The organism is Nocardiopsis gilva YIM 90087 (genome assembly GCF_002263495.1).
In the GTDB taxonomy this organism is placed as follows: domain Bacteria; phylum Actinomycetota; class Actinomycetes; order Streptosporangiales; family Streptosporangiaceae; genus Nocardiopsis_C; species Nocardiopsis_C gilva.
Genome location: NZ_CP022753.1, coordinates 62,048 through 83,688, shown reverse-complemented (window position 1 = coordinate 83,688; position 21,641 = coordinate 62,048). Strand labels below are relative to the sequence as shown.

Sequence of the window (21,641 nt, the reverse complement as noted above, 5' to 3'; positions counted from 1 at the left end):
CGACCCCCGGCGGTGCACCGAACTAGCCGGGCCGGCGCTCCTTGGCGGAATCCTCAGCCAGGGAGTGTCGGTCCACCTTCCCGTTTGCGTTGCGCGGCAGCTCGCCCATACAGCGGATCGCATCCACGATCATGTACCGGGGCAGGGCGTCGGCGCAGTGCTGCTTGATCTCCAGGAGTCCGGGCGCGGTCCCCTCCGTGACCAGGTAGGCGACGATGCGGGCCTCGACCCCCTCCCCGGCCACGACCACCGCGGCGTCGGCGACGGCGGGGTGGTTCTGCAGGACGGCCTCGATCTCGCCGAGCTCCACCCGGTAGCCGCGGACCTTCACCATGCCGTCGCGGCGGCCCAGATAGACGTAGTCGCCGTCCTCGCGGCGGACCACGCGGTCACCCGTCGCGTACAGACGCCCCCGCTGGGGCTCGGCACCCCAGTAGCCGAGCATCACCGTGGGACCGGCCACGATGAGTTCCCCCTCCTCGCCGGGGCCGACGGGCCTCCCATGGTCGTCAACCGCCCAGATCTCGTCGCCTGAGCACGCGCGCCCGATCGGGACGGGGTGGACCTGGTCGGGCGGGATCTCCCCCACCTCGAAGTAGGCGCACACGTTGGTCTCGGTGGGGCCGTAGAAGTTGAGTAAGCGCGCGTTCCCCAGGTGGGCGCGCAGGCGGCGCAGGTGGGGCAGCGGATAGGGCTCTCCCGCGAAGACGACGGCGCGCAGAGCCGGGAGCGGGGTCTCCAGGAGCCCGCCGTGGCGGGCCATGAGGATGAGGACCGACGGTACCGAGTACCACACGGTGATCTCGCGTTCGATGAGGAACCGCACCAGCTGCTGCGGCGCGTAGGCGGCGTCCTCGGCGACCAGGTGCACGCAGGCCCCGGCCCGGAAGCTGCCGTAGAGGTCCAGCACGGACAGATCGAAGTGGAAGGGCGCGTGGCAGGAGAGGCGGTCGGCCGGGCGTAGTTCGAGTTCGGCGGCGGCCCACTCCACGAACGCGAGCGCGTTGGCGTGCGAGACGCACACACCCTTGGGAGCTCCGGTGGAGCCGGAGGTGTAGAGGATGTAGGCGAGATCGTCGCCGCCCCCGTGCGCCCTCGTGTAGCCGTGAGGGTGAGCGGATTCCACGGCGTCCCAGCCCGGCCCGTCGCCGTGTTCGGTGCACAGCAGCGCGGCGGGGATCGTGGCCGGGGAGTCGCGCAACGCACGGGATCGGCGCGCGCAGGCCACCACGGCGCTGGGCGCGCAGTCGGCGATGATCCGCAGCGCCCGATCCAGTGGGGCGCCCGGATCGACCGGGACATAGGCGGCCCCCAGCCGCAGGACGGCCTGCATCACCCCCACCGCCCGCGCGGACTTGGGCATCCAGATCGCGACGCGGTCGCCGACGCCCGTGCCCAGCCCGGCCAGGACCGAGGCCACCCGGTCGGCCTCGGTGTCGAGTTCCCGGTAGCTCATGTGGCCGTCGGGGCCCACGACCGCCGGCGCGTCCGGTGTCCGCCGCACCACCGCGGTCACCAGCTCGTCGAGCCTCACAGTCCCAGCTCCTTGGCGATCATCTCCAGCTGCATCTCGGACGTGCCGGAGAAGAACAGGGCGGGCAGGGCGTCGTCGAGGCCGCGGCCCACATCCGATTCCGCGCGCACGCCCTCTCCGGCGAAGATCCGCATGGCGTCCAGCGCGCCGCGGACCGCCCCCTCCGCGATCTCGTGCTTGGCGACAGCTACCTCCAGGCGGGCCGGCCGCCCCTGGTCCAGAAGCCAGCATGCGCGCCACAGCAGCAGCTTGCACGCCTCCAGCCGGACCCGCATCTCGGCGATGCGGTGCGACATCGCCTGGTTGGAGCCGATCGCGCGGCCGAACTGCCGACGCTCGCGGGCACGGGCGACGCAGCGCTCCAGCAGCCGCTCGGTCTGGCCCAGGTAGGCGGCGAAGAGGCAGGTGCGCTCCCAGCTCATGCTCCGCTGGAAAATGGCTCCGCCCTGGCCCTCCTCGCCCAGCCGGTGGCTCGCCGGTACCCGGCAGTTCTCCAGGCGGACCGCTCCGGCGGGGCAGCGGCGCAGGCCGGTCTTGGCGAACGGCCCCTCCGCGACGAGGCCGGGCGTATCGCGTTCCACGGCGAAGGCGCTGACGCCCATGTGGCCCATGGCGGGGTCGGTCACCGCGTAGACGAGGAAAAGATCGGCGACGGGACCGTTGCTGACAAACGACTTCACACCGTCGAGGACGTAGTGCTCGCCCAGCCTGCGCGCGCGGGCGGCCATCGCCATGACGTCGGATCCGGCCGCCTCCTCGGTGATCGCGTTGGCGCCGATCCACTCCCCGGAGGCCAGACGCGGAAGCGCGCGCTCGCGCAGCTCCGGCCCACTGAACTCCACGATGGGCATGGAGCAGGCGAAGAGGTGCGCCAGCACCCCGAAGACCAGCCCCATGTCGGAGCAGCCCCTCCCCAGGGCCTCCGTCGCGCGCGCCGTGCTCAGGAACCCCAGTCCACCGCCTCCGGACGCGACCGGAACGCACAGTCCCGTGATGCCGAGCTCGGCGCAGCGCTTCCACTCGTCCCTGGTGAAGTACTCGTCCGGGCCCGTCGTGAGAGCCTCTGCCCCGACCCGAATCCGCTCGTAGGCCTCGTTATCCTCTTCGCTCCACTCGAAATCCACAGGGGGAACGGTAACGCGCGCCACCCTTGGGAAACATCGACCTTTCCGGTAAAACCGCCGCCGACGTCCTCATCACTACGGGTGAGATCAACGAACTCGGACAAGCGAATGTATTCCCGCTTCCTGGTGGTCGGGCTAGCCCACAATGATGAGCTAGCGCGACGATGCCACCCACATTGATGAAAAAAATCAGCGGTGCAGAATCACCATGGCGGGTGAGGTATTCGGGGAGCACCTGTGATTAGGCTCAGCCGAAGCCTGTGCGACGCCGGGTCCCACGCCAGGTGCACTGCAGATATGGAGTCGCCAATTGAGTGAGTCGGATGTTCTCAAAGTTCTCCGTGATTTCCTGGAGCAGGAGGTCATCGAGTCCCCTGGCTCCGACATCCAGCCCGACACACCACTGCTCGAACTCGGGATTCTGAACTCGTTCTCCACGATGCGGCTGACCTCGTTCATCCACCGCCGATTCGAGGTGGAGATCCCACCCGAGGACATGACCGGAAGAAACTTCTCCGACCTGCGCTCGATCAGCGCACTGGTGACCAGGTTGACGGCCGCGTCCGATTCCGAGCGGCAGCCGTAGCCGACGCCCGCCCGGGGGGACTGTTCCGGCTGGCGGGCCAACGGCATTTCCACCCCCCTCGCCACCAGCACGACGCGCGGACAACCAGTGAGGTGGATTCATGGCAGACTTCGACATCGGCGTCATCGGGGGAGGACCGGCCGGTTCGACGATGGCCTCCTACCTGCAGAAGGCCGGTCTTTCCTGTGTGCTCTTCGAGGGTGAGCTGTTTCCCCGCCCGCACGTCGGGGAGTCGCTCATCCCGGCCACCACGCCCGTACTCCACGACATCGGCGCCCTCGACAAGGTCGATTCCTTCGGGTTCCCCCGCAAGTACGGCGCGGCGTGGACCTCGGCCGCCCCCTCCGACATCCCGACTCTCGGCTACCAGCTCGCGCACGGTTTCCGCGCCGCCGACGTCCTGTTCAACGAGCGCGACCAGCCCGGCGTGCGGCAGGACTACACGTATCACGTCGACCGCGGCGCCTTCGACCTGCTGCTCCTGCAGCACGCGGAGTCGCTCGGGGCGAAGGTGGTGTCGGGGGTCCGGGTCGGCCACGTCGACTTCGACGAACCCGAACCGGAGATCGTCTACCGCATGGGGCGCCGCGACGCCCGAACGCGGGTGCGGATGGTGGTCGACGCGAGCGGCCGGCACACGCTCCTCGGGCGCCAGCTCCGCGTCAAGGTCCCCGACACCGTCTTCAACCAGTACGCGATCCACACCTGGTTCGAGGGGCTGGACCGATCGGCGCTGACCGCGGACGACAAGAAGGCCGACTACATCTTCATCCACTTCCTGCCGATCACCGACACCTGGGTCTGGCAGATCCCGATCACCGAGACCGTCACCAGCGTCGGGGTGGTCACGCAGAAGAAGCACTTCACTGCCGCGAAGCAGCAGTGGGAGCCGTTCTTCTGGGAGTGCATGAGCAGCCGTCCCGAGCTCGCCGAGGCGCTGCGGAAGAGTCGGCGCGTGCGCCCGTTCAAGCCCGAAGGCGACTACAGCTACGCGATGAAGCAGATCTGCGGCGACCGGTGGCTCATGGTCGGCGACGCGGCCCGCTTCGTCGACCCGATCTTCTCCAGCGGGGTGAGCGTGGCGATGAACAGCGCCCGGATCGCCTCCCACGACATTATCGCGGCGGCGGAGCAGGGCGGCTTCGGCAAGTCCGCGTTCGACACCTACGAGACGAAACTGCGGCGGGCGACGAACAACTGGTACGAGTTCATCTCCATCTACTACCGGCTGAACATCCTCTTCACGGCCTTCGTCGCCGACCCGCGCTACCGGGGCGACGTCCTGAAGATGCTCCAGGGCGACGTCTGGGACGGGGGCGAGCCGGTCGCGCTGACCAAGATGCGCGAGATCACCCGGCAGGTGGAGCAGGACCCCGACCACCTCTGGCACTCCCATCTGGGGACGCTCCGCGCACCCAGCCAGGCCGCAGCCTTCTAGGGACCGTGGCACCGATCGGACCGGCACCGAGGCACCGAAAGGACCAGCGCCGTTGAAGAAGTTCCTGCTCTCCGAAGACGAGATTCCGCACCACTGGTACAACGTGCTCCCGGACCTGCCCGCCGCGCTCCCGCCCTACCTGCACCCGGCCACACAGCACACGCTGAAGCCCGCGGACCTCGAGGCGCTGCTGCCGCGCCACGTCATCGAGCAGGAGTTCACGACCGAGCGGTGGGTGGAGATCCCCGAGGAGGTCCGCGACACCTACAAGATGTGGCGGCCGACCCCGCTGTACCGCGCCGAGCGGCTCGAACGCGCCCTGGACACCCCGGCGCGGATCTACTACAAGTTCGAGGGCACCTCGCCCCCGGGCTCGCACAAGGCCAACACCGCCATCCCGCAGGTGTACTACAACGCGCGGGAGGGCGTGCGGCGCGTCACGACCGAGACGGGCGCGGGCCAGTGGGGGTCGGCGCTGTCGTTCGCCGGCAGCCTGTTCGACGTCGAGGTCGCGGTGTACATGGTCCGCGCCTCCTTCGACCAGAAGCCCTACCGGCGCAACCTCATGGAGACGTGGGGTGCCTCGGTGGCGGCCTCGCCCTCCGAGCTGACCAAGGCGGGGCGGGAGGTGCTGGCCAGGGAGCCCGACTCCCCGGGAAGCCTCGGCCTGGCCATCTCCGAGGCGGTCGAGGACGCGCTCAGCCGGGAGGACACCAGGTTCGCCCTGGGGTCGGCGATGAACCACGTGGTCCTGCACCAGACCGTCATCGGGCTCGAGGCCAAACGCCAGATGGAGATGTCCGGCGACGCCCCCGACGTGGTGGTCGGGTGTGTCGGCGGCGGTTCCAACTTCTCCGGGCTGGCGTTCCCGTTCATGGCCGAGGGCCTGGCCAACGGGGGTGCCCTGCCGCGGATCCTCGCGGCCGAGCCCGCCGCCTGTCCCACGCTTTCGCGCGGCAGGTACGGCTACGACCACCCCGACACCGCCGGGCTCGGGCCGCTGCTGCCGATGCGGTCTCTGGGCAGCGGGTTCATCCCCGCGCCCATCCACGCGGGCGGGCTGCGCTTCCACGGCGACGCGCCCACGCTGTGCCTGCTCCACGAGAGTGGCCACGTCGAGGCGCGGGCACTGCAGCAGAACGAGGTGTTCCGGGAGGCGGTGCGCTTCGCGCGCAGCGAGGGGTTCGTGATCGCGCCGGAGTCGGCCCACGCGCTCAGGGGCGCGGTGCAGGAGGCGCTGGCGGCGCGGGCGGCGAACGAGGACCGGACGATCCTCTTCGGGCTGTCCGGCCACGGGCACTTCGACCTCGCGGCCTTCGACGCGTTCCTGGCCGGGAGGCTGGAGGACTACGACCTGACCGATGAGCAGATCCGCGCGTCGCTGGAGACCATGCCCAGAACCGCGCCGGTCGGGGAGTGACCGTGCGGGACGGCTGGATCGACGTCCACCACCACGCCTACCACCCGGCGCTCGTCGCGGAGCTGCGCGAGAGCGGGGTGACGCACATGGCCCCGGGGGTTCCGGTACCGCGGTGGACGCCGGAGGGATCGATCGGTGTCATGGACCGCTGCGGTATAGCGGGCGCGGTCCTGTCCGTCCTGCTACCGGATGCCGCTCTGCGGGACGGGGAGGGACAGGGACTGGTCCGCCGCACGAACACGCGAACCGCCGAACTGGCCCGGGACCACCCGGGCCGGTTCGCCGCGCTGGCCTCCCTTCCCCTCCCCGACGTGCGCGCCACCCTGGCGGAGATCGACCACGCCTTCGACCGGCTCGGAATGGGAGGCGCCGTCATCCCGGCGAGCCTGCCCGACGGACGCCTCCCCGGCGATCCGCTGCTGGCGCCGGTCTTCGAGGAGCTGAACCGGCGCCAGGCCGTGGTGTTCCTCCACCCCAACCCCGCCGTCCGATGCGAATGCGCCGGGTACGCGGGGCCCGGGCCACGCGTACCGCCTCCGGTCGTCGACTTCGTCATGGACACCACGCGCTGCGTGGTGGACCTGCTGTACCGGGGCGTGCTGGAGCGCAACCCGGACATCCGGTTCGTCCTCGCGCACGCGGGCGGGACCGTGCCCTACCTGCTGGAGCGCATCGAGCTGGGCGCGGTGTGGGTGGCCAAGGGCAACGACTACGCCCGGCCGGAGTCGGTGCGCCACCACCTGTCCCGCCTCTACTACGAGGTCGCGCAGTCGGCGTGGCCGGGGGTCTTCGACTGCCTGCGTGCCATGACACATCCACACCACATCCTCTTCGGCACGGACTTCCCGTTCATGCCCGAGAGCGTCATCGAACGGACGCGGGACCGGATCCGCGGCGAGAAGGAACCAGGAGCGGAGGAGATCGGCCGGGCCAACCCGCTGGCTCTCTTCCCCGGCCTGGTGTAACGACTCCGGTTTGGGGGAGAGCGGAAGGTGCGCTGCTTCGAGGATTTCCGTGTCGGTGACGTCTACAGACTCGGCATGTGGAAAGTAGGGGAGCAGGACATCGTCGAATTCGCGTCGATGTACGACCCGCAGCCCCGGCACACCGACGTCGAACTGGGGGTGACCGCCAGCGGGTGGCATGTGGCCGGGATATTCATGCGGCTGTACGTCGACGCGGTTCTGCGCGACAGCGCGGCGGAGGTTTCCCCGGGCCTGGAACATTTGCGCTGGCTGGCCCCAGTGCTCCCAGGAGCGGTGCTGACCGGAAGCGTCACCGTAATGGAAACCCAACCGGCGATGTCGCGGCCGGACTGCGGCATCGTTCAGCAGCGCGGCGAGCTCATCAATGAGGACGGCAATCCCGTGCTGCGCGTCGACTTCTACGGAATGATAAAGCGTTCGTCGGCTATAGGATCGGCGCCATGAAAAATACGTCGCCGTCCACCCCGAGCGAAATCCTGAATGCGGGATCGGTCCCCTTCACGTCTTTCGGTCACGCTCCGATCAGGACATTGGAGGACATCGAGCGCGAACTGGCTCTCCCTCCGGAGAAGCTGCTCAAGACGATGGCGTTCCGTGTGGCCGACGCTCAGTTCGTGCTTGCGGCGGTGCCGATCCTGGCGCGCGTCCACTACGGCCGGTTGGCGCGGGCCGTGGGGGTAGCGCGCTCCCAGCTGCGCCAGGCGGGGGACGAGGACCTGCGCGAACTCGGGATGGAACCGGGAGGCATCAGCCCGCTCACTCGTCTGGCCGACGCGACCGTGGTGTTTGACGAGGCCGTGGCCGACATGGGCGTCGTCTACTGCGGCAGTGGGCGCGCTGACGGGACCATCAAGATCGAAGCCCGCGACCTGGTCGCGGCAGCGGGCGCCGAGTACGCGCCCATCGCCCACTAAGAAGGATCGGCCAGCCGGGGCAGTCGGTCGGTCGATCCGTCGGCCCGCAAGGACAACCGGCAGCTCTCACCGCGCGGTGAGCAGCAACCGCCCGGCCAGGGCGATCAACACCGTCCCGGTCACCGCTTCGAGACGTCGCCGAATCGTGGGGCGGCGAAACCAGACACCGGCGCGGGACACGCCCGCGGCCAGCGCCAGATACAGCGTGGTCTCCAAGCTGACCTGGATGAGCGCCAGGAGAGCGGTCGTCGGCAGCAGGGGCTGGTCAGAGGAGATGAACTGCGGATAGAAGGCGAACATGAAGACCGCGGCCTTGGGGTTGGCGAGCTGAACGACAAGCCCCTCGACAAAGGCGATCCGCGACGATGCCCGCGGCGCGGGCGGATCCGCCTCGTCACTCCCCGCGCTGTCGGGCATCCGCCGCTCACGCAGCACCGACGCCCACGAGCGGATTCCGAGATAGGCCAGAAAACAGGCCCCCACGATCTGAATCGCCAGATACAGGGAGTGGGACGCCGCCACCAAAGCCGCCAACCCGGCCCCGGCCGCCAGCGCCCAGAGGTAGATGCCCATCTCCAACCCGAGCACCGTCGCCACACTCGGCCAGAACCCCTGCAGGGCGGCCCTGCGAAAGATCAGCGCCATCGCCGGCCCCGGCGACGCCGAGATCAGAACGACGGCGACGAGAAACGCCGGTAAGACCTCAATGATTTCCATGGAAGCAGATCTCTACATCCCTGTGGTAAAGAGAAGACGGACAGGTTGCCGACGGTGTCCGGGCGAAATAGACGAGCGTACGGCTTGTGGCATCCATATTGCCGACCACAGGCAGGTGTTCGCGAATCGACACCAGTGTCGCCACAGTCATCGGCTTGTAGTGGTCCTCCGCCCGACCAGGCTTCTTTGGGGGTGAGGAGAAGGGCAATGTATTGTCCGGATGTGGCCATTTTTTCGGGCTATCGGTAGATTTCCGCAGGATAAAGGCCAGGTGTGGGGTGGCGTGTGCTGCCTCCCATATCACCCACCCCCGTCGCTACTTCACGTGCGGTGTGTCCTGCTCCGTGCCCTCGGGACACAGCCACGCCACGACGAGGATCGCCGCTAGCAGCAGAAGTAGCGCGACAACGCGCAGTGAGTCGGCCATGGCCACGGTGAACGCCTCGCGCGCCTGCCCGGCCAGCTGCACCGCCGCAGCCGTTCCTGTGTTCTCGACGTGGTTGAGGAGGGAGCCCAGCGTCTGTCCTGCTGAGGAGTCTCCTTGGAGGTGACGAAGACCTTCGGGGAGAGCGTGCCGGAACCGTGCGGTGAGCAGGGTGCCGAAGATGGCGAAGCCGAGCGCGCCACCGACCTCCCGACTGAAGCTGTTGATGCCTGATCCGACACCACCCTGACTCACGGGAAGGGACGTGACGATGGCGTTGGACAGCGGCGGGTTGGACAGTCCCGACCCGATGCCGACCACGACGAGGCATCCCGCGTACAGGACATAGGGAGTCCCGGGGCCGCACAGGGAGAAGAGCCCCAGACCCATGACCACCACAAGCAGTCCGCAGGCGACGACCGGACGGGGGCCGTACCGGTCGGCCAGACGCGCGGCGCGGGGAGAGACGAGGAAGATCACGACGGCCAGCGGGGCGGTGCCCAGCCCTGCCAGGACCGCCGGATAGTCCTTGACGTTCATCAGGTACTGGCCGTTGAGGTAGAAGACCGAGTACATGGCGATGAACGAGGCGATGATGCCGAGGGTCCCGGCGCGGAGACCGGAGCGACGGAATGCTCGTGGGTCCAGGAGGGGCCGTTCCTGGCGGACCTCGTACAGACAGAAAAGCGGGAGAAGCAGCACCCCCGCAGCGAAGGCCGACAGGACGGGGAAGGACGCCCATCCGAGTTCGGGGCCCTCGATGATGCCGAACATCACGGAGAAGACCGCGAGGACGAGGAGGAGAACCCCGACGGTGTCGAGCCTGTGCTGGTGACGCTCGAGGCGCGGAAGGAACATCGCGGCGGCCAGGAGGCCGAGTACAGCGATGGGGGCGGCCACGGCGAACAGGGCCTGCCAGTCGAAGAACTGGAGAACGGCGCCTCCGACGATGTTCCCCACGACCCCGCCGCCACCACTGAATGCGGTCCAGACGGCGACCGCGTGGCCGCGTTTCTCGGGCGGATGGCAATTGATGAACAGAGGGAGGCTGTTGGGAAGGACGAGTGCGGCGCCCGCGCCGGTCAGAGCACGTGCGACGAGCAGCGGGGCAACATCGGGAGAGACGGCGGAGGCGACGGAGCCCGTGACCATGACGATCAGGCCGACGAGCAGGACGCCCTTGCGGCCGAAGCGGTCGCCGACGGCTCCGCTGGGGATCAGCAGGCAGCCGAAGACGATGAGGTAGCTGTCGACGACCCACAGGACCTGTGTCGCGGTGGGGTGCAGGGAACTGGTGGCCAACCGTCCGACCGCGAGGTTCACGCTCGCGCCGAGACCGAACACCAGCATGACGCATATTCCGACGGCGATCGCGGCGGCTCGCGGCCTGAGCTGGGTGCCGCCCGGCGCGGCCGCGGAGCGCTGCGCCGGGCGCACGGTCCGAGGGGCGGTCATGAAAGCTCCCGCTCTGACGGACGGGTGAACGTGGAGAGTTCGAGCCCCTGTCCATCAGCGATGGCGGTGGACACGTAGCCGTTGGACGGGTCGCGCACGTAGTCGAGGTAGGGACGGGCTCCGGCCGCGAACTTTTCGGTGTCGTCCGCGTGGATCAGGGCGCCGGCGCGGAGCCGTGGTTCGGCGGCGCGGAGAACCTCCAGGTAGAACTCGGCCCATCCGTCCAGGTAGAGGAAGTCGATGCGATGGGAGAACGACGAAAGGATCTCCACGGCTTCTCCCTGGATGACTTCGGCGTATTCCCCCACTCCTGCCGATGCCAGGTTTTTTCTCGCCGCCGCACATTTCCCTTCGTGTAATTCGGCGGTGTGCAGCATCCCGAATCCGTTGTCGCGGAGTGCCGCGGCGATGTGGATCGCCGTGAATCCGTAGGATGTGCCGAATTCAAAAACGGTTTCAGGTCGTGTGGCGCGAACGAAGGTGTAGATCATTCTGCCGATCTCGGGCGGGGCAGCGTAGTAGCCGCTTGCGCACGCCTCGACCAGCTCTTCCGGCGTCCACGGTGTGCTGCGTTCCCTGACCTTCCGCAGCAGCTTGGGCTGCTCCACCTCGTCGACTCGATGCTGTTCTGCGGAGATTCCGTCCAGCACGTTGCGCACCATGGTTGAGAGCAGGGCTGACGTCATTGTTTTCCTTTCGCACTCTGGGCGGTGGATTATTCCGCGCAGACCACATTCCTCTGCTGTTCAGATAAAGGAGGTGTGAACGCGAGGTGGTGGAGCGCGTGGAGTTGACCTTCTCCGTTCAACGCGCAGCACAGGAACGGCTGCATAAGCCTTATGGGATCGCTGGATACGCGGTATGCGCAGGCGAGTGCGCCGGGTAATACCGCCTATCCAGCGATCACTGAGTTCGAGATAGGGGGAACTTCAGGCAGCAGACTCCCGGGCCAGCATGAGTACAGCGCGTGCGGTGGCGTCCACGACCTCCTCGTCGATCGGCTCCCCGAACACAAGCGCCCTGTAGTACAGCGGGCCGAACGACAGATCAACAAGACGCCCGGCGGTCTGGTCGCCGACAGTGACATGGAGGGAGCGGGTAAGGAGTGCTCGCAGCCCAGCGATGTCGCGCTCCCGCTGTTCCCGCAAGAACCCGCTCCGCAGCGCCGCGGCTGTTTTCTCGTCCAACTGGGCATGGCCCACAAGCGCTTGGAGCACCTGACCGGCGGGGTCCTGGAAGAAGTCCGCAACGCGCCGCAGGTGAGCCTTGAGATCCTCTTCGGCTGCGGTGTCGCCTTCGGGGATGCGCCACTGCAGAGCGTCGCGTGCGTCATCGGCGAGGGTGTCGAGGAGGATGTCGACCTTCGACTTCCACCAGCGGTAGATCGTCTGCTTGGCCACACCCGCACGCTGGGCGATGCCCTCGATGGTCAGCCCGGCGAATCCGCGCTCTACCAGCAGGTCGTCCGCGGCATGGAGTACCGCGAGCCGGGCGCTCTCACTGCGGCGCGGGCCCGTTCGGCTGATGACATCGGGCCGATCGGTGGCGTCGGCGGTCGGCTTACTCACGGGATTCCTCTCATGAATGTGTGGCGGAGAAGCTGGCGCGAGACGAGACGCAGCGTTGAATCTGGACGGAAGACTAGACTGGACGTCACGTCTAGTCAATCCAGTGTCGTGTGCGAGGGTGGAACAGCAGGCGGGCTTCGGTCGTACTAGTCGAGCAACGGCCCACTCTTCTTCGGTGACTGTGCAACGCCGTCCCTGGGGTCGGGGCGATCGCTGGGTTGGATCCCTGACCGGCGGTTCCGCGTGCCAGAGAGCCGTGTCCCCGAAATAGTGGGGGAGGATGTGGGCGTCGGCTTGACCTTGCCCTAGGGGCAACGTCCTATGACTGGATGTGGGCCAGTCAGGTCCAATCACGAGGACGAGACAAGAGGGGGTCATGATGGCGGCGACGATGGTGAAGGCGAGCTACCAGGCAGCGGCGGACGCGACCGCGCGGTGTCGGCAGTCCTGCGAGACGTGCCACTACAACTGCTGTCTGCCTAACGGCAGCGCGGAGTGCGGACGACTGTGCCTGGACTGCGCGGAGATCTGCCGCGTAACGGAGACGCTGCTGGCCCGCGGTTCACAGTGGGCACCGAAGATGGCCGCGCTGTGTGCCGAGGTGTGCGACGCGTGCGCCGCGCAGTGCGAGCAGAGCAGCTCCGAGTACTGCGCGGCATGTGCGCAGGCGTGCCGGGAATGCGCTCGCCTGTGCAGGGAAATCGCCGAATCCGCATGACACGAGCCGGGGCCTGCCGGGGTGCCCCGCAACCCGGCAGGCCCCGAACTCACAGGACGGGGACCCAATGGCTGAGTGGATGACCATCGGCGAGGCGGCTGCCATGTCCGGCGTAAGCCCCAAGGCGGTCCGCCTCTACGAACAGCGCGGCCTCCTACCCGAGGTGCGACGCTCGTCGTCCGGTTATCGGCTGTTCAGCGAGAACCACGTAGAGACTCTCCGGTTCATCACCCGCGCCCGGACGGCGGGGCTCAGCCTGGGGGACATCGGGACGGTCCTGTCTCTCCAACGGGAGGGGCACGCGCCGTGCGCGCATGTGCGTTCGGCGCTGGACCGGAGACTCGGCGAACTCGACGGCATCATCGCCGAGCTCACGCTGTTGCGCGACCGTATCCGTCGCCTCCAGGACCAGGCCCCCGACGGCCAGGAGCCGGAAGCAGGCTTCTGCTCGATCATCCAGTCCCAGCTCAGCTGACGCACACGGTGACCGCTCTCTCAGAGTGCCTTGAGTAGTCGCGTGATCTCGTCGGTGATGACAGTGGGCTCGGTCGTCGGCACCATGTGGTCGGCCTCTTGGGCGTAGACATGGCGTCCACGCGGAAACTGCCGCGCCCGATGCGCGTGGGACGCGTTCACGGACGCGCGGGCGCGTGCGTTCATGCCCGGAGTGGGCTGGGTGGCGGAGATGATGGTGACCGGGACGTCACCAATGGCCGGAGGGTACTCGCGCAGGGCCGTGAGGTCGGCTTCGATGGCGACCTGTTCGGCGCCCATGGTGCGCGCCGCCCGGACAGTGAAGGCTTCCACGCGCATATCCGCGGCCGCGTCGGTGGGCAGAGCGGCGGTCACCTTCCGGAACAGAAGGCCGAACAGTCCGACCCTGGCCAGTGCCATCGCCATCCAGCACCGGAATTTTTCCACCCTGCGAATGGACTGGTCGAAGAGCAGATCGCAGGCTTCGTCCGTGGGATCGACCAACACCAGCCCCGCGATCCGCTCCGGTCGCGCGGCGGCGGTGCGGCGCACGATCGGGCCACCCCAGCTGTGCCCAACCAAGACAAAAGGTCCCGCGCCGAGATGGTCGAGCAGGTTGCCCAAGTCGTCTGCGAGCCGGGCGAGATCACGCGGTTGCGGGTCGGGCGCGCTGCGCCCGAGGCCACTGCAGTCATACACCACCGCCCGCGCCGACGCCGCCACGTCGGGCTGGACGAGCGCCCAGTAGGAGCGGGTCGCGGCGAGTCCTCCTTCGAACACCACCGTCGCGGGCGGCCCGCCACCCGCCGGACCTTCAAGCTCCATGTAGAAGAGTTCGCGGCCGTCACGGGTCTTCGCCCGTCCCGCTGTGCCCTGGCAGTCGACCTGTCTCATGTTGACCACCCTCGCCGGTGAAATAGTGAGCGTCGGCGAACCTAACCCATCAGTGCCTTCTTCTCTGGCCCCGGTGGTCGCGGCTCTCTCCGGCTGGGAGCAGGCCAGGAACGGTCATCAATCCCAGGGGATGGCGGCGAGGATCGCCGCGAGAGGCATCCCAGTAGGAGTAGACGCCGTGCCACTCGCCCGTCACTGGGTCGCCGTCGGCGTAGTAGCCCTCCGCTTCTCCCTGGGTGACTGCTCGGAGGGGAGCATGTCACTCCACCCCCACACAAGCGCTCCGCAGATCGCGGCGTAAGGGTCGCTGCCTGGGCGTGCCTTAGCGGGACCGCGCGTCCGTCCGTTCTCCCGCTAACCTGTCGGCCGCACACCAACCCGTAGGACGGGTGGCCCCGGCTCGGCGACCCCACGATCGGAGGCTCATGCACCACCGCCGCCTTACCGCGCTCACCTGCGCGGGAGTCCTCCTCCTGGCCGCGTGCGCAAACACCTCGGACGACGGGAACGTCAGCCCGGAAGAAGAGGTCACCAAGGCCGCGCCCATCCCCGAGGGCGGGGGCAGCGACGTGCGCGACGACGTCAACGGTGACGGCTTCCCCGATCTCCTCTTCACGAGCACCTACAACGGCACCGGCCCGGAGGACTTCCTGTCGGGGGTCGGACGCCTTGTGGTGGTCTACGGTTCGGAGGACGGCCCGGAGCCGACCACCCGCACCGTCATCGACGCCGAGGACATGTTCGCCGTCGCGGAGGCCGGCGACGGCCAGCGGCTCCGGCCGGGCACAGCTGACCTCGACAGGGACGGGTTCGACGACATCCCGGTGCTCGCCGCCTCCGCCTCCGCGTCCAGGGCCGGGGAAGCAGCAGTCCTCTGGGGAGGGCCGACCGGCCCTGACGCAGACGCGGCCCCCACCACCGTGGCGATGCCCGAAGAGGACGACCCCGGGCGGTCGTGGGGCGGCTCGTACACGGCCCCGGCCCCCGGGGACTTCGACGGCGACGGCAACGCCGACCTCGTGGCCGCCGAGGAGCCCGACACCGGAGAAGATCTCACCCGCCTGACCGTGCTGTACGGCCCCTTCGACAGGGACGGCGTGCCGGAACGCAGCGCTCGTCTGACGGTCGACACCCGGCTCGGCGGGCTCGTCAGTGCCGAGGCCGACGGCACCGGGCCGACCCCGCTCCTGGTGCGGCACGGCGCGGACGGGGAGCAGCCCGCGAACACGCTGTTCACGACCGGGGCGGGGGACCCCGGCGAGTGGGAGTCCGTCGACCTGCTCGCCGGGGGCCTCTCGGCGTTCGGCGACTTCGACGGTGACGGCGCGACCGACGTCGCCATCGGTGACGACGGGACGCGGAACGACGAGCCCGGCTACGAGACGGAGAGCGACGAGGTCCACCGTCAGCTGCACGTCTACCACGGTGCCATCGAAGAGCGCGCACCCGAGCACTCCTCCACGACGCTCCCGGGGGAGGACGGCAGCGTCCCCAGCTACCCGCTCCGCACGATGGTCGCCGGAGACCTCGACGGCGACGGCACTGACGAGGTGGCGGTCGGCCTCGACGGCCGCGGCGTCGACGTGGTGCGCGACACCGGCGCCGGGCTCGAAACGCATGACGCGTCACCGCTGGTGCGCGCCGACCCGGAGAAAGGGGCCGATGACCGGGTGGCCCGCGCCTTCGCCTTCGGCGACTACGACGGCGACGGCCCCGACGAGCTCGTGCTCGCCGTCGACCGCGGCACGTTCCCCTCGGCACCCGTCCTGTGGTGGGTCACCGACGGGAGCGCCGACGAGGGTTCTTTCAGCAGCGAGGGCTTCACCGGGTAGCCGCCAACCGGAGAGGTGAACCGGCCTCATCGGTCGGCCTTGTCAGGTGCCGCGAGGCTGGGGCAGTCCGCAGCGATCGCTCACCACAACCCCGGACCTCGCGCTGTCCGCGGCTGTCAGCGGGAGTCGGCGATGGCCGCGTCAACCGCCGCACACTCCTCGGCTGTGAGATCCATAGGGCGGTGCAGGAACGCATTGTCGTCGTTGACCTGGGCTTCGAGGCCGTTATTCGCGGCGGCACCGCGAAGGGCACTGGTAACGGTGAGCAGCGTCGTGATGCCGGACGCCGCCGCCCCTCCGCCCTTCTGGTGCTCTTCGAACCGTGTGCCGAGCCGGTCCAGCGCCGCCGACACATCAGGCTCCGGCACGTCCACGACTCCCTCGGTGCGGCGCAGCTGCTCGGCGAAGTCGTCGCCCCACACCTCCCACTTCCAGCCGGGCCACGCGTCGGCGGACCGCAGCGGCTCCTGGTAGAGGACCCGGCCGGTCCAGACACCGGCCGTCCGAGCGTCGGCGTCCAGGTGAACACCGCTGATCGGCATCCGCGCCAACCGCGCCACCGGGGTCCACGTGGCTAGGGTGTCGAGCGCGCGCAGGCCGTTCTCGATGATGGTCGCCGCACCCGAACTGCTCGCGTACGCCCGTACCTCGCCGCCCGAGCGGACGGTGACCAGTCGCGGGCTCCCCGACGCGTCCGCTTCGGTGAACTCTTCGATTCGAAACGGCCCCAGGGGGAGCGTGGCAGGCAGCTGTGAGCCGGGCGGGTAGATCTCCGGGTTAAAGGTGAAACCCGGCATCGCGGCCATGAACTCCTCTGGGGTCCGCAGGTCCTCGGGGACCGGGATCCCCCGTGGTGCCCGGACCTGCTCCGTGTCCTCCCCGAGAGCGGCGAGCAGGTCGGCCAATCCGTTGTACGCCCATTCGATGCGCCACCCCGCCCAGGTGCGCTCCAGGACGCGCAGTACCGCCGCGCGGTAGGCGGAGTCGTCTCGGCAGAACACGAACCACAGCAGGCGCCGCTCATCCCGGTCGAGCAGGGCGGCACCATCGCACATGACCTCGTCGACCCAGTCCTGGGGCGCGTGCTGCCGCTCCATGAAGCGCAGCGCAGCGTCCGGCCCCGGTATCAGATCGAGTTCGATGTCGTCGCCGCCCCACTGGGAGTAGAAGACCCGGTGGCCGCGCCCCTCTTTGATGACGTAATGTGCTCGACTGCCCACGTTTGGCATGCTAGCGGGATTGCGCGTCGGCCCACCGGAAAATCCACAAGAGTGATTCCCTGCCAACGATCGGCAGGGGCGCTCACCGGTTCACCGGGCTGTCGGAGAGCGGCGGCATGGTGGACACGAAAAACCCGTGCTCATCGGCTGGGCGGCGCAGCATTCGGTAGAGGGCGACTTGGCCCACCAGCATCAGCGGCAAGATCGGAAGAATCGCCACGCCGGTCAGCAGCAGCGTGCTGGCGGGGGCGCTGTGTAGCGGCAGACCGAGGGCGGCGCCCACCACGACAGGGATAGCGGCGAGAGCCAGAGCCGACGTGTGCCGGGACAAGTGCGGCCCGGACAGCCCGGTGGTCGCCGCCAGCGCGGCCACCGGAACGGAGGCGGACACGGCTAGGGCGAAGGGCCGGTCGACCGCCAGGCCACTGCCGGGCACCAGCGCCACCACCGCCGCCACGACGATCACACCGAGGCCGATCCGTGCCAGCAGGCGGGTGAGGAAGGCCGCCTCGTCGGCACTGGGAGCTCCATGGTCGCCATTGGCCTGCCGGGGGACCAGCCGCTCCGCACCGAACGCAGCCCCTCGCAGCAGAAACAGCATCATGACAGTGAGGGCACCAATCAGCCCGAACGGCGACAGCGGATTGCCACCGGCGAGCAACCCCCCAACCACCAACCCCCACGTCGTGCCCATGACCCAGCTCCCTGCAGTGATCATCGTGTCGCAGGCCGAATGCCAGCCGGTCCTGTCCACGCGAGCCCGCAGCCACACCCCGGCGTCGCGGGAGAGCCACCCCGCCAACAGAACACTGAAGACCACCCAGAGGCCACCTTCGAAGAGCACGCCTTTCAAAGCGGGGAACAACCCGGCGACGACGCCGAAAGCGCCCACCAGCCACACCTCGGTGCCGAGGAAATAGGGGGCGATCGCCGCCACCAGGCGACGACGCTCTGTCGGTGTCCGGGCGAGGTGGGGCATCAGCATGCCCAGGCCGATGTCACACCCGGCGAGTACGAAATAGCCCACGACCAGGCCGGAGAGCAGGAGGACAGGAAAGGTTTCCATGCGAGTTCCCTAGGGTCGCCGGGTCACAGTGTCGGGGCGGGGCCACGGTCAAGGTCGTCGGGGGCGGACAGATCCGGTGCGGCCAGCGGGCTCGCGTCGGGGCCGCGCCGGGCGAGGCGGATCAGTAGCCAGGCGGTGACCGTTCCGAGCAGAGCGAAAGCCACCGTGAAGAAGGTGAAGGACACCCCGGCCATGAGCGGGGACATGTCGGTCATGGCGTCCGCCGTCGTCAGGTGGTGGCGCACGACCCAGGGCTGACGCTCGGTCTCGCGGAAGACCCACCCGCCGACGCTCGCCGCATACGGCAGCACCGGCACGAAGGCGAGCAGCCGCAGGTGCCAGCGCCATCGGTCGAGTCGGCCGACCAGCCACACCAGCGCCGTGAGTATGCAGACGCAGGCCAGCAGCGACCAGGCGAGCATCATCAGGGCGAGGCCCAGCCCTCCGAAGACCTGGGCGCTGCTCCCGTCTCCGTGCCCCTGCTCGATCGCCGCGATCTCGGCCGCGGAGTAGGTGGCCCCGCTGGTCGGCGGCTCCTTGCCCAACAGGGTGAACTGCACTCCACCGCTGATCACCGTTGGGATCAGCCCGATCATCAACAGCACAACGCCGTGCCGGATGCTCCGGTGGTACATCCGGTCGGGATCATTGCGGCGCCGCAGGTGGTAGGCGCTGGTTGCGATGATGACGGCGCCGCCGACCAACATCGTCGACATCACCACGTGCGCGAACCCCATCAACGCGGACGGATTGGCCACCAGAACCCACGCGTCGTCGATGACCGCCACACCATCCTCGATCGCGAAGCCGGCGGGCCACTTCAGGAACCCGTTAGCGACCAGGACCCAATACGCCGAGGCGTAGGCCGTGGCGGTGACGACGAGGAAGCAACCCCAGTGGGCCCACCGGCCCATGCGGTCCCATCCGAAAATCCACAGGCCCAGGAAGGTCGACTCGACGAAGAACGCGGCCATGGTCTCCACGGCCAGCGGTGCGCCGAACGCGTACCCGAACACTTCGCCGAGCCCCTGCCAGTTCAGCGCCAGCTGCAACTCCATGACCAGCCCGGACAGGATGCCCATCGCGTAGTTCACGACGTACAACCCACCCCAGAACCGCACCGCCCGCATCCGCGCCTCATCCCGACGCAGGGTGGCGCTGAGCTGGCTGAACAGGACATAGGGCGCCAGGCCGAGCGTGAACGCGACGAACATGTAGTGCGTCGCAGCAGTAAGAGCGAACTGCAGCCGCGCGAGCTGAAGCGGATCATCGAGCATGGCGTTGCGGGCCTTTGCCGGTTGGGAAGCGTGTGTGGCCATGCTCAGGCGCCCGCTATCACTCGCGAATCACTCCCGCGCCTGCACTTGGCCTACAGCCCCAGGAGGGGAAGGTTGCTGGCACGTACGCTCTGGGATGTAGCGGACCAGTGGAGATCCCCAGGCGCGGAGTAGGGAGGCGAGCTCAAGCCGGAGCGAGGCGCGGCTCGCCGCTGTTTATGGGTCGCCACCAAGATTCACGAAATGGGACGATACGGGCATGTCCGCCCTCTCCCCCACCTGGATCCTGCGGAGCACCGTCGCGACCGTCCTTGCCCTGCTGGTCGGCATCGCTGTGGTGGTCGGCGTCGCCTTCCTCGTCGCGAAGGAGGCACCGGACGGCGTCCGCGATCTGCGCGCCTACAAGGCGGCGGAGCGTTGCCCGACCGCTCCGTCCGCGCCCGCCGAATGCCGGTGGACGCAGGAGTTCACCGTGTCCGGTACCCACTTGACCCACAAGCGGAGCGAGTCGAACCGAGCCCTCCTGACGGACGCGGCCGGGGGCAGGTGGGAGACGCGTTACCCCTCCCACGGCCCCGTGCTGTTCCGCCTTGACGATGGCGACAAGGTCACCGGCACCATCTGGCGCGGACGACTGACCGAGATCGCTTCCGAGGGTGATTCGCAGGAGACGTACGCCGCCCCGGACAACATGCGCGCAGGGGTCCTCATCCTCGCGCTGATCACCGTTCCACCCGGCCTGCTCATGACGGCCGCGTGCGCATGGCGCCTGCGCCGCCACGGCGCCCCTGCCCCCACGCCGGGCATGGTCGCTACCCTGGGCCTCGCCTTCGGGCTGTTCGTTGCCGGTCCTTTCTCTCCGCTCGTGCTCGGCGACAGGGACAAGAACTTCTGGATAGTGGCCGCCGCCTGGCTCCCCATGGCCGCCACTCTGACCTTCGTGGCGCGCATCTACGTCACCCGGAAGCGCTCCCCGGACACCGCGGCGGGCTAGGAATCTCCGGTAGCCGCCGGGTCCCCGGTGGCGTCGGAGCGGCCGCATTGACAAAGGGCCGCTGGTCAGGCCCGGCGGCAGATGTCGCTGCGGACGCGGTAGAAGCCGCTGCGGCTGGACTCGACGTCCTCGGCGATCTCGTAGGCCACGTGCGGGATCTTGGCGGCGAGGTCGCAGACCTTGGCGTCGTCGCAGCCCGCGTAGATCCAAAAGGCGTCGGAGACGGTGCACTTCAGTCCGTCGAGCAGCCCGTAGCGCGCGACCACCGAACCCTCGTGAGGCAGCGCGTAGACGTCCCCCGCCTAGTTACCCGCCGAGCATCGCTCGTCGTCGATGAAGATCCCGAGCGCCGCCCTCCCCGACTGGAATCACCACAGAACCGACGCCCGTCGGGCCGTCGACCGGCGACGCACGATCTGCCGCCGTGTGACAGGCCGCCGCTTGCGCACCCCCTGCACCGCGGGCGCGTACCCCTTGCGCAGCTTCTCCGCGATCTTCTTCGAAGCCGCGGCCGCAGCCTTCGCCGGTGTCGCACAATTCGCCACCCGCATCGGTTCGGCCTTCCCGTCGCGCCCAAATCGGACCGCGGCCTCGGTCCCGGGGGTCACCACCTCATAGAACTTGTGCCCACCGTCGCCCTCGTCGGAGGGCTTCAGTCGAGTTCGGAAGAAGGAGGAGAAACGGTGGCTTCGACACTGCTGCATGGATCCCTGCGGAGGAGATCCGAGGGCGATCTCAGCACGCAACGGCTGTGTGCCTCCGATACGCAAACGGACCCTGCCTGTCCGAACTGAGTTCGCAGGTCAGGGCCCGTCTGTTGAGTGGAGCGGATGACGGGAATCGAACCCGCGTTATCAGCTTGGGAAGCTGAAGTTCTACCATTGAACTACATCCGCGTTGTGAGGCCGGTTCCCGGCCTGCCAACGAAGGCTATCGTACCTGACGCGGCGGCGTGGTGGGTAACGCTCCAGGTGGTACGAATCCCCTGCATGGGGTCACA

General features: G+C 68.5%; 22 protein-coding genes and 1 tRNA gene. 10 read left to right on the top strand and 13 right to left on the bottom strand.

What is annotated here, in order from left to right:
• Positions 1–22 precede the first annotated feature (22 nt).
• Both CDO52_RS00495 and CDO52_RS00490 read right to left on the bottom strand, forming a co-directional pair.
• The gene (locus tag CDO52_RS00495; protein ID WP_017619450.1) at positions 23–1,534 is read right to left on the bottom strand and encodes an amino acid adenylation domain-containing protein; all 1,512 of its coding nucleotides are present in this window, start codon (positions 1,532–1,534) and stop codon (positions 23–25) included.
• Positions 1,531–2,658, bottom strand: a complete 1,128-nt coding sequence (locus CDO52_RS00490; RefSeq protein ID WP_017619449.1) for an acyl-CoA dehydrogenase family protein — start codon at positions 2,656–2,658, stop codon at positions 1,531–1,533. Before CDO52_RS00490 ends, CDO52_RS00495 begins: the two co-directional genes overlap by 4 nt.
• Positions 2,659–2,968: 310 nt before the next feature.
• Here CDO52_RS00490 and CDO52_RS00485 point away from each other — a divergent pair, with 310 nt between their 5' ends.
• The 6 genes from CDO52_RS00485 to CDO52_RS00460 all read left to right on the top strand — a co-directional run bounded on the left by CDO52_RS00485 (position 2,969) and on the right by CDO52_RS00460 (position 8,002).
• The gene (locus CDO52_RS00485; protein WP_094932154.1) at positions 2,969–3,244 is read left to right on the top strand and encodes an acyl carrier protein; all 276 of its coding nucleotides are present in this window, start codon (positions 2,969–2,971) and stop codon (positions 3,242–3,244) included.
• A 100-nt stretch (positions 3,245–3,344) separates the two neighbouring features.
• The gene (locus tag CDO52_RS00480) at positions 3,345–4,682 is read left to right on the top strand and encodes an NAD(P)/FAD-dependent oxidoreductase (RefSeq protein ID WP_017619447.1); all 1,338 of its coding nucleotides are present in this window, start codon (positions 3,345–3,347) and stop codon (positions 4,680–4,682) included.
• Between the two features lie 52 nt (positions 4,683–4,734).
• Positions 4,735–6,102 (top strand): TrpB-like pyridoxal phosphate-dependent enzyme, encoded by a 1,368-nt coding sequence (locus CDO52_RS00475; RefSeq protein WP_094932153.1) that lies wholly within the window; start codon positions 4,735–4,737, stop codon positions 6,100–6,102.
• A gap of 2 nt (positions 6,103–6,104) precedes the next feature.
• Positions 6,105–7,067, top strand: coding sequence for an amidohydrolase family protein (locus CDO52_RS00470; RefSeq protein WP_157745348.1), 963 nt, complete (start codon positions 6,105–6,107; stop codon positions 7,065–7,067).
• Between the two features lie 27 nt (positions 7,068–7,094).
• Entirely contained in the window at positions 7,095–7,532 is a 438-nt protein-coding gene (locus CDO52_RS00465; RefSeq protein ID WP_017619444.1) for a hotdog family protein, read from the top strand.
• On the top strand, positions 7,529–8,002 hold the full coding sequence (locus CDO52_RS00460; protein ID WP_051060810.1) for a YbaK/EbsC family protein: 474 nt from the start codon (positions 7,529–7,531) through the stop codon (positions 8,000–8,002). Before CDO52_RS00465 ends, CDO52_RS00460 begins: the two co-directional genes overlap by 4 nt.
• A 66-nt stretch (positions 8,003–8,068) precedes the next feature.
• Here CDO52_RS00460 and CDO52_RS00455 read toward each other — a convergent pair whose 3' ends face one another.
• The 4 genes from CDO52_RS00455 to CDO52_RS28490 all read right to left on the bottom strand — a co-directional run bounded on the left by CDO52_RS00455 (position 8,069) and on the right by CDO52_RS28490 (position 12,166).
• A complete protein-coding gene (locus CDO52_RS00455) occupies positions 8,069–8,719 on the bottom strand; it encodes a LysE family translocator (RefSeq protein WP_017619442.1) in 651 nt (216 codons plus the stop codon).
• A 316-nt stretch (positions 8,720–9,035) separates the two neighbouring features.
• Positions 9,036–10,598, bottom strand: coding sequence for an MFS transporter (locus CDO52_RS00450; protein WP_017619441.1), 1,563 nt, complete (start codon positions 10,596–10,598; stop codon positions 9,036–9,038).
• A complete protein-coding gene (locus CDO52_RS00445; RefSeq protein WP_026125934.1) occupies positions 10,595–11,284 on the bottom strand; it encodes an O-methyltransferase in 690 nt (229 codons plus the stop codon). Before CDO52_RS00445 ends, CDO52_RS00450 begins: the two co-directional genes overlap by 4 nt.
• 243 nt (positions 11,285–11,527) lie before the next feature.
• Positions 11,528–12,166: a TetR/AcrR family transcriptional regulator gene (locus tag CDO52_RS28490; protein ID WP_017619439.1), complete on the bottom strand. Its 639-nt coding sequence runs from the start codon at positions 12,164–12,166 to the stop codon at positions 11,528–11,530.
• A 376-nt stretch (positions 12,167–12,542) separates the two neighbouring features.
• Between CDO52_RS28490 and CDO52_RS00435 the strand changes: the two genes are divergently transcribed.
• Both CDO52_RS00435 and CDO52_RS00430 read left to right on the top strand, forming a co-directional pair.
• Positions 12,543–12,884, top strand: a complete 342-nt coding sequence (locus tag CDO52_RS00435; protein WP_017619438.1) for a hypothetical protein — start codon at positions 12,543–12,545, stop codon at positions 12,882–12,884.
• Positions 12,885–12,951: 67 nt separating this feature from the next.
• Positions 12,952–13,359 carry a heavy metal-responsive transcriptional regulator gene (locus CDO52_RS00430; RefSeq protein ID WP_017619437.1) on the top strand — a complete coding sequence of 136 codons (408 nt, stop codon included), beginning with the start codon at positions 12,952–12,954 and terminating at the stop codon, positions 13,357–13,359.
• A gap of 20 nt (positions 13,360–13,379) precedes the next feature.
• On the opposite strand, the gene CDO52_RS00425 is transcribed toward CDO52_RS00430, so the two are convergent.
• Positions 13,380–14,252 (bottom strand): alpha/beta fold hydrolase, encoded by an 873-nt coding sequence (locus CDO52_RS00425; protein WP_051060812.1) that lies wholly within the window; start codon positions 14,250–14,252, stop codon positions 13,380–13,382.
• 425 nt (positions 14,253–14,677) lie between these two features.
• Between CDO52_RS00425 and CDO52_RS00420 the strand changes: the two genes are divergently transcribed.
• Entirely contained in the window at positions 14,678–16,084 is a 1,407-nt protein-coding gene (locus CDO52_RS00420; RefSeq protein ID WP_017619435.1) for a hypothetical protein, read from the top strand.
• 116 nt (positions 16,085–16,200) lie between these two features.
• Here the strand turns inward: CDO52_RS00420 and CDO52_RS00415 are convergent, their stop codons facing one another.
• The 3 genes from CDO52_RS00415 to CDO52_RS00405 all read right to left on the bottom strand — a co-directional run bounded on the left by CDO52_RS00415 (position 16,201) and on the right by CDO52_RS00405 (position 19,647).
• Entirely contained in the window at positions 16,201–17,304 is a 1,104-nt protein-coding gene (locus CDO52_RS00415) for a hypothetical protein (protein WP_232524355.1), read from the bottom strand.
• An 82-nt stretch (positions 17,305–17,386) separates the two neighbouring features.
• On the bottom strand, positions 17,387–18,370 hold the full coding sequence (locus CDO52_RS00410) for a cytochrome d ubiquinol oxidase subunit II (RefSeq protein WP_017619433.1): 984 nt from the start codon (positions 18,368–18,370) through the stop codon (positions 17,387–17,389).
• A gap of 23 nt (positions 18,371–18,393) precedes the next feature.
• Positions 18,394–19,647 (bottom strand): cytochrome ubiquinol oxidase subunit I, encoded by a 1,254-nt coding sequence (locus CDO52_RS00405; RefSeq protein ID WP_026125933.1) that lies wholly within the window; start codon positions 19,645–19,647, stop codon positions 18,394–18,396.
• Between the two features lie 259 nt (positions 19,648–19,906).
• On the opposite strand from CDO52_RS00405, the gene CDO52_RS00400 reads away from it, so the two are divergent.
• Entirely contained in the window at positions 19,907–20,641 is a 735-nt protein-coding gene (locus CDO52_RS00400) for a hypothetical protein (protein ID WP_017619431.1), read from the top strand.
• Positions 20,642–20,706: 65 nt separating this feature from the next.
• Here CDO52_RS00400 and CDO52_RS28485 read toward each other — a convergent pair whose 3' ends face one another.
• The 3 genes from CDO52_RS28485 to CDO52_RS00390 form a co-directional block, all read right to left on the bottom strand.
• Entirely contained in the window at positions 20,707–20,907 is a 201-nt protein-coding gene (locus tag CDO52_RS28485; protein ID WP_232524354.1) for a hypothetical protein, read from the bottom strand.
• 102 nt (positions 20,908–21,009) lie between these two features.
• Complete coding sequence (locus tag CDO52_RS28480) at positions 21,010–21,345, bottom strand: WGR domain-containing protein (RefSeq protein ID WP_017619430.1); 336 nt, start codon at positions 21,343–21,345, stop codon at positions 21,010–21,012.
• Between the two features lie 118 nt (positions 21,346–21,463).
• Positions 21,464–21,537, bottom strand: a tRNA-Gly gene (locus CDO52_RS00390).
• Between the last annotated feature and the right edge of the window lie 104 nt (positions 21,538–21,641).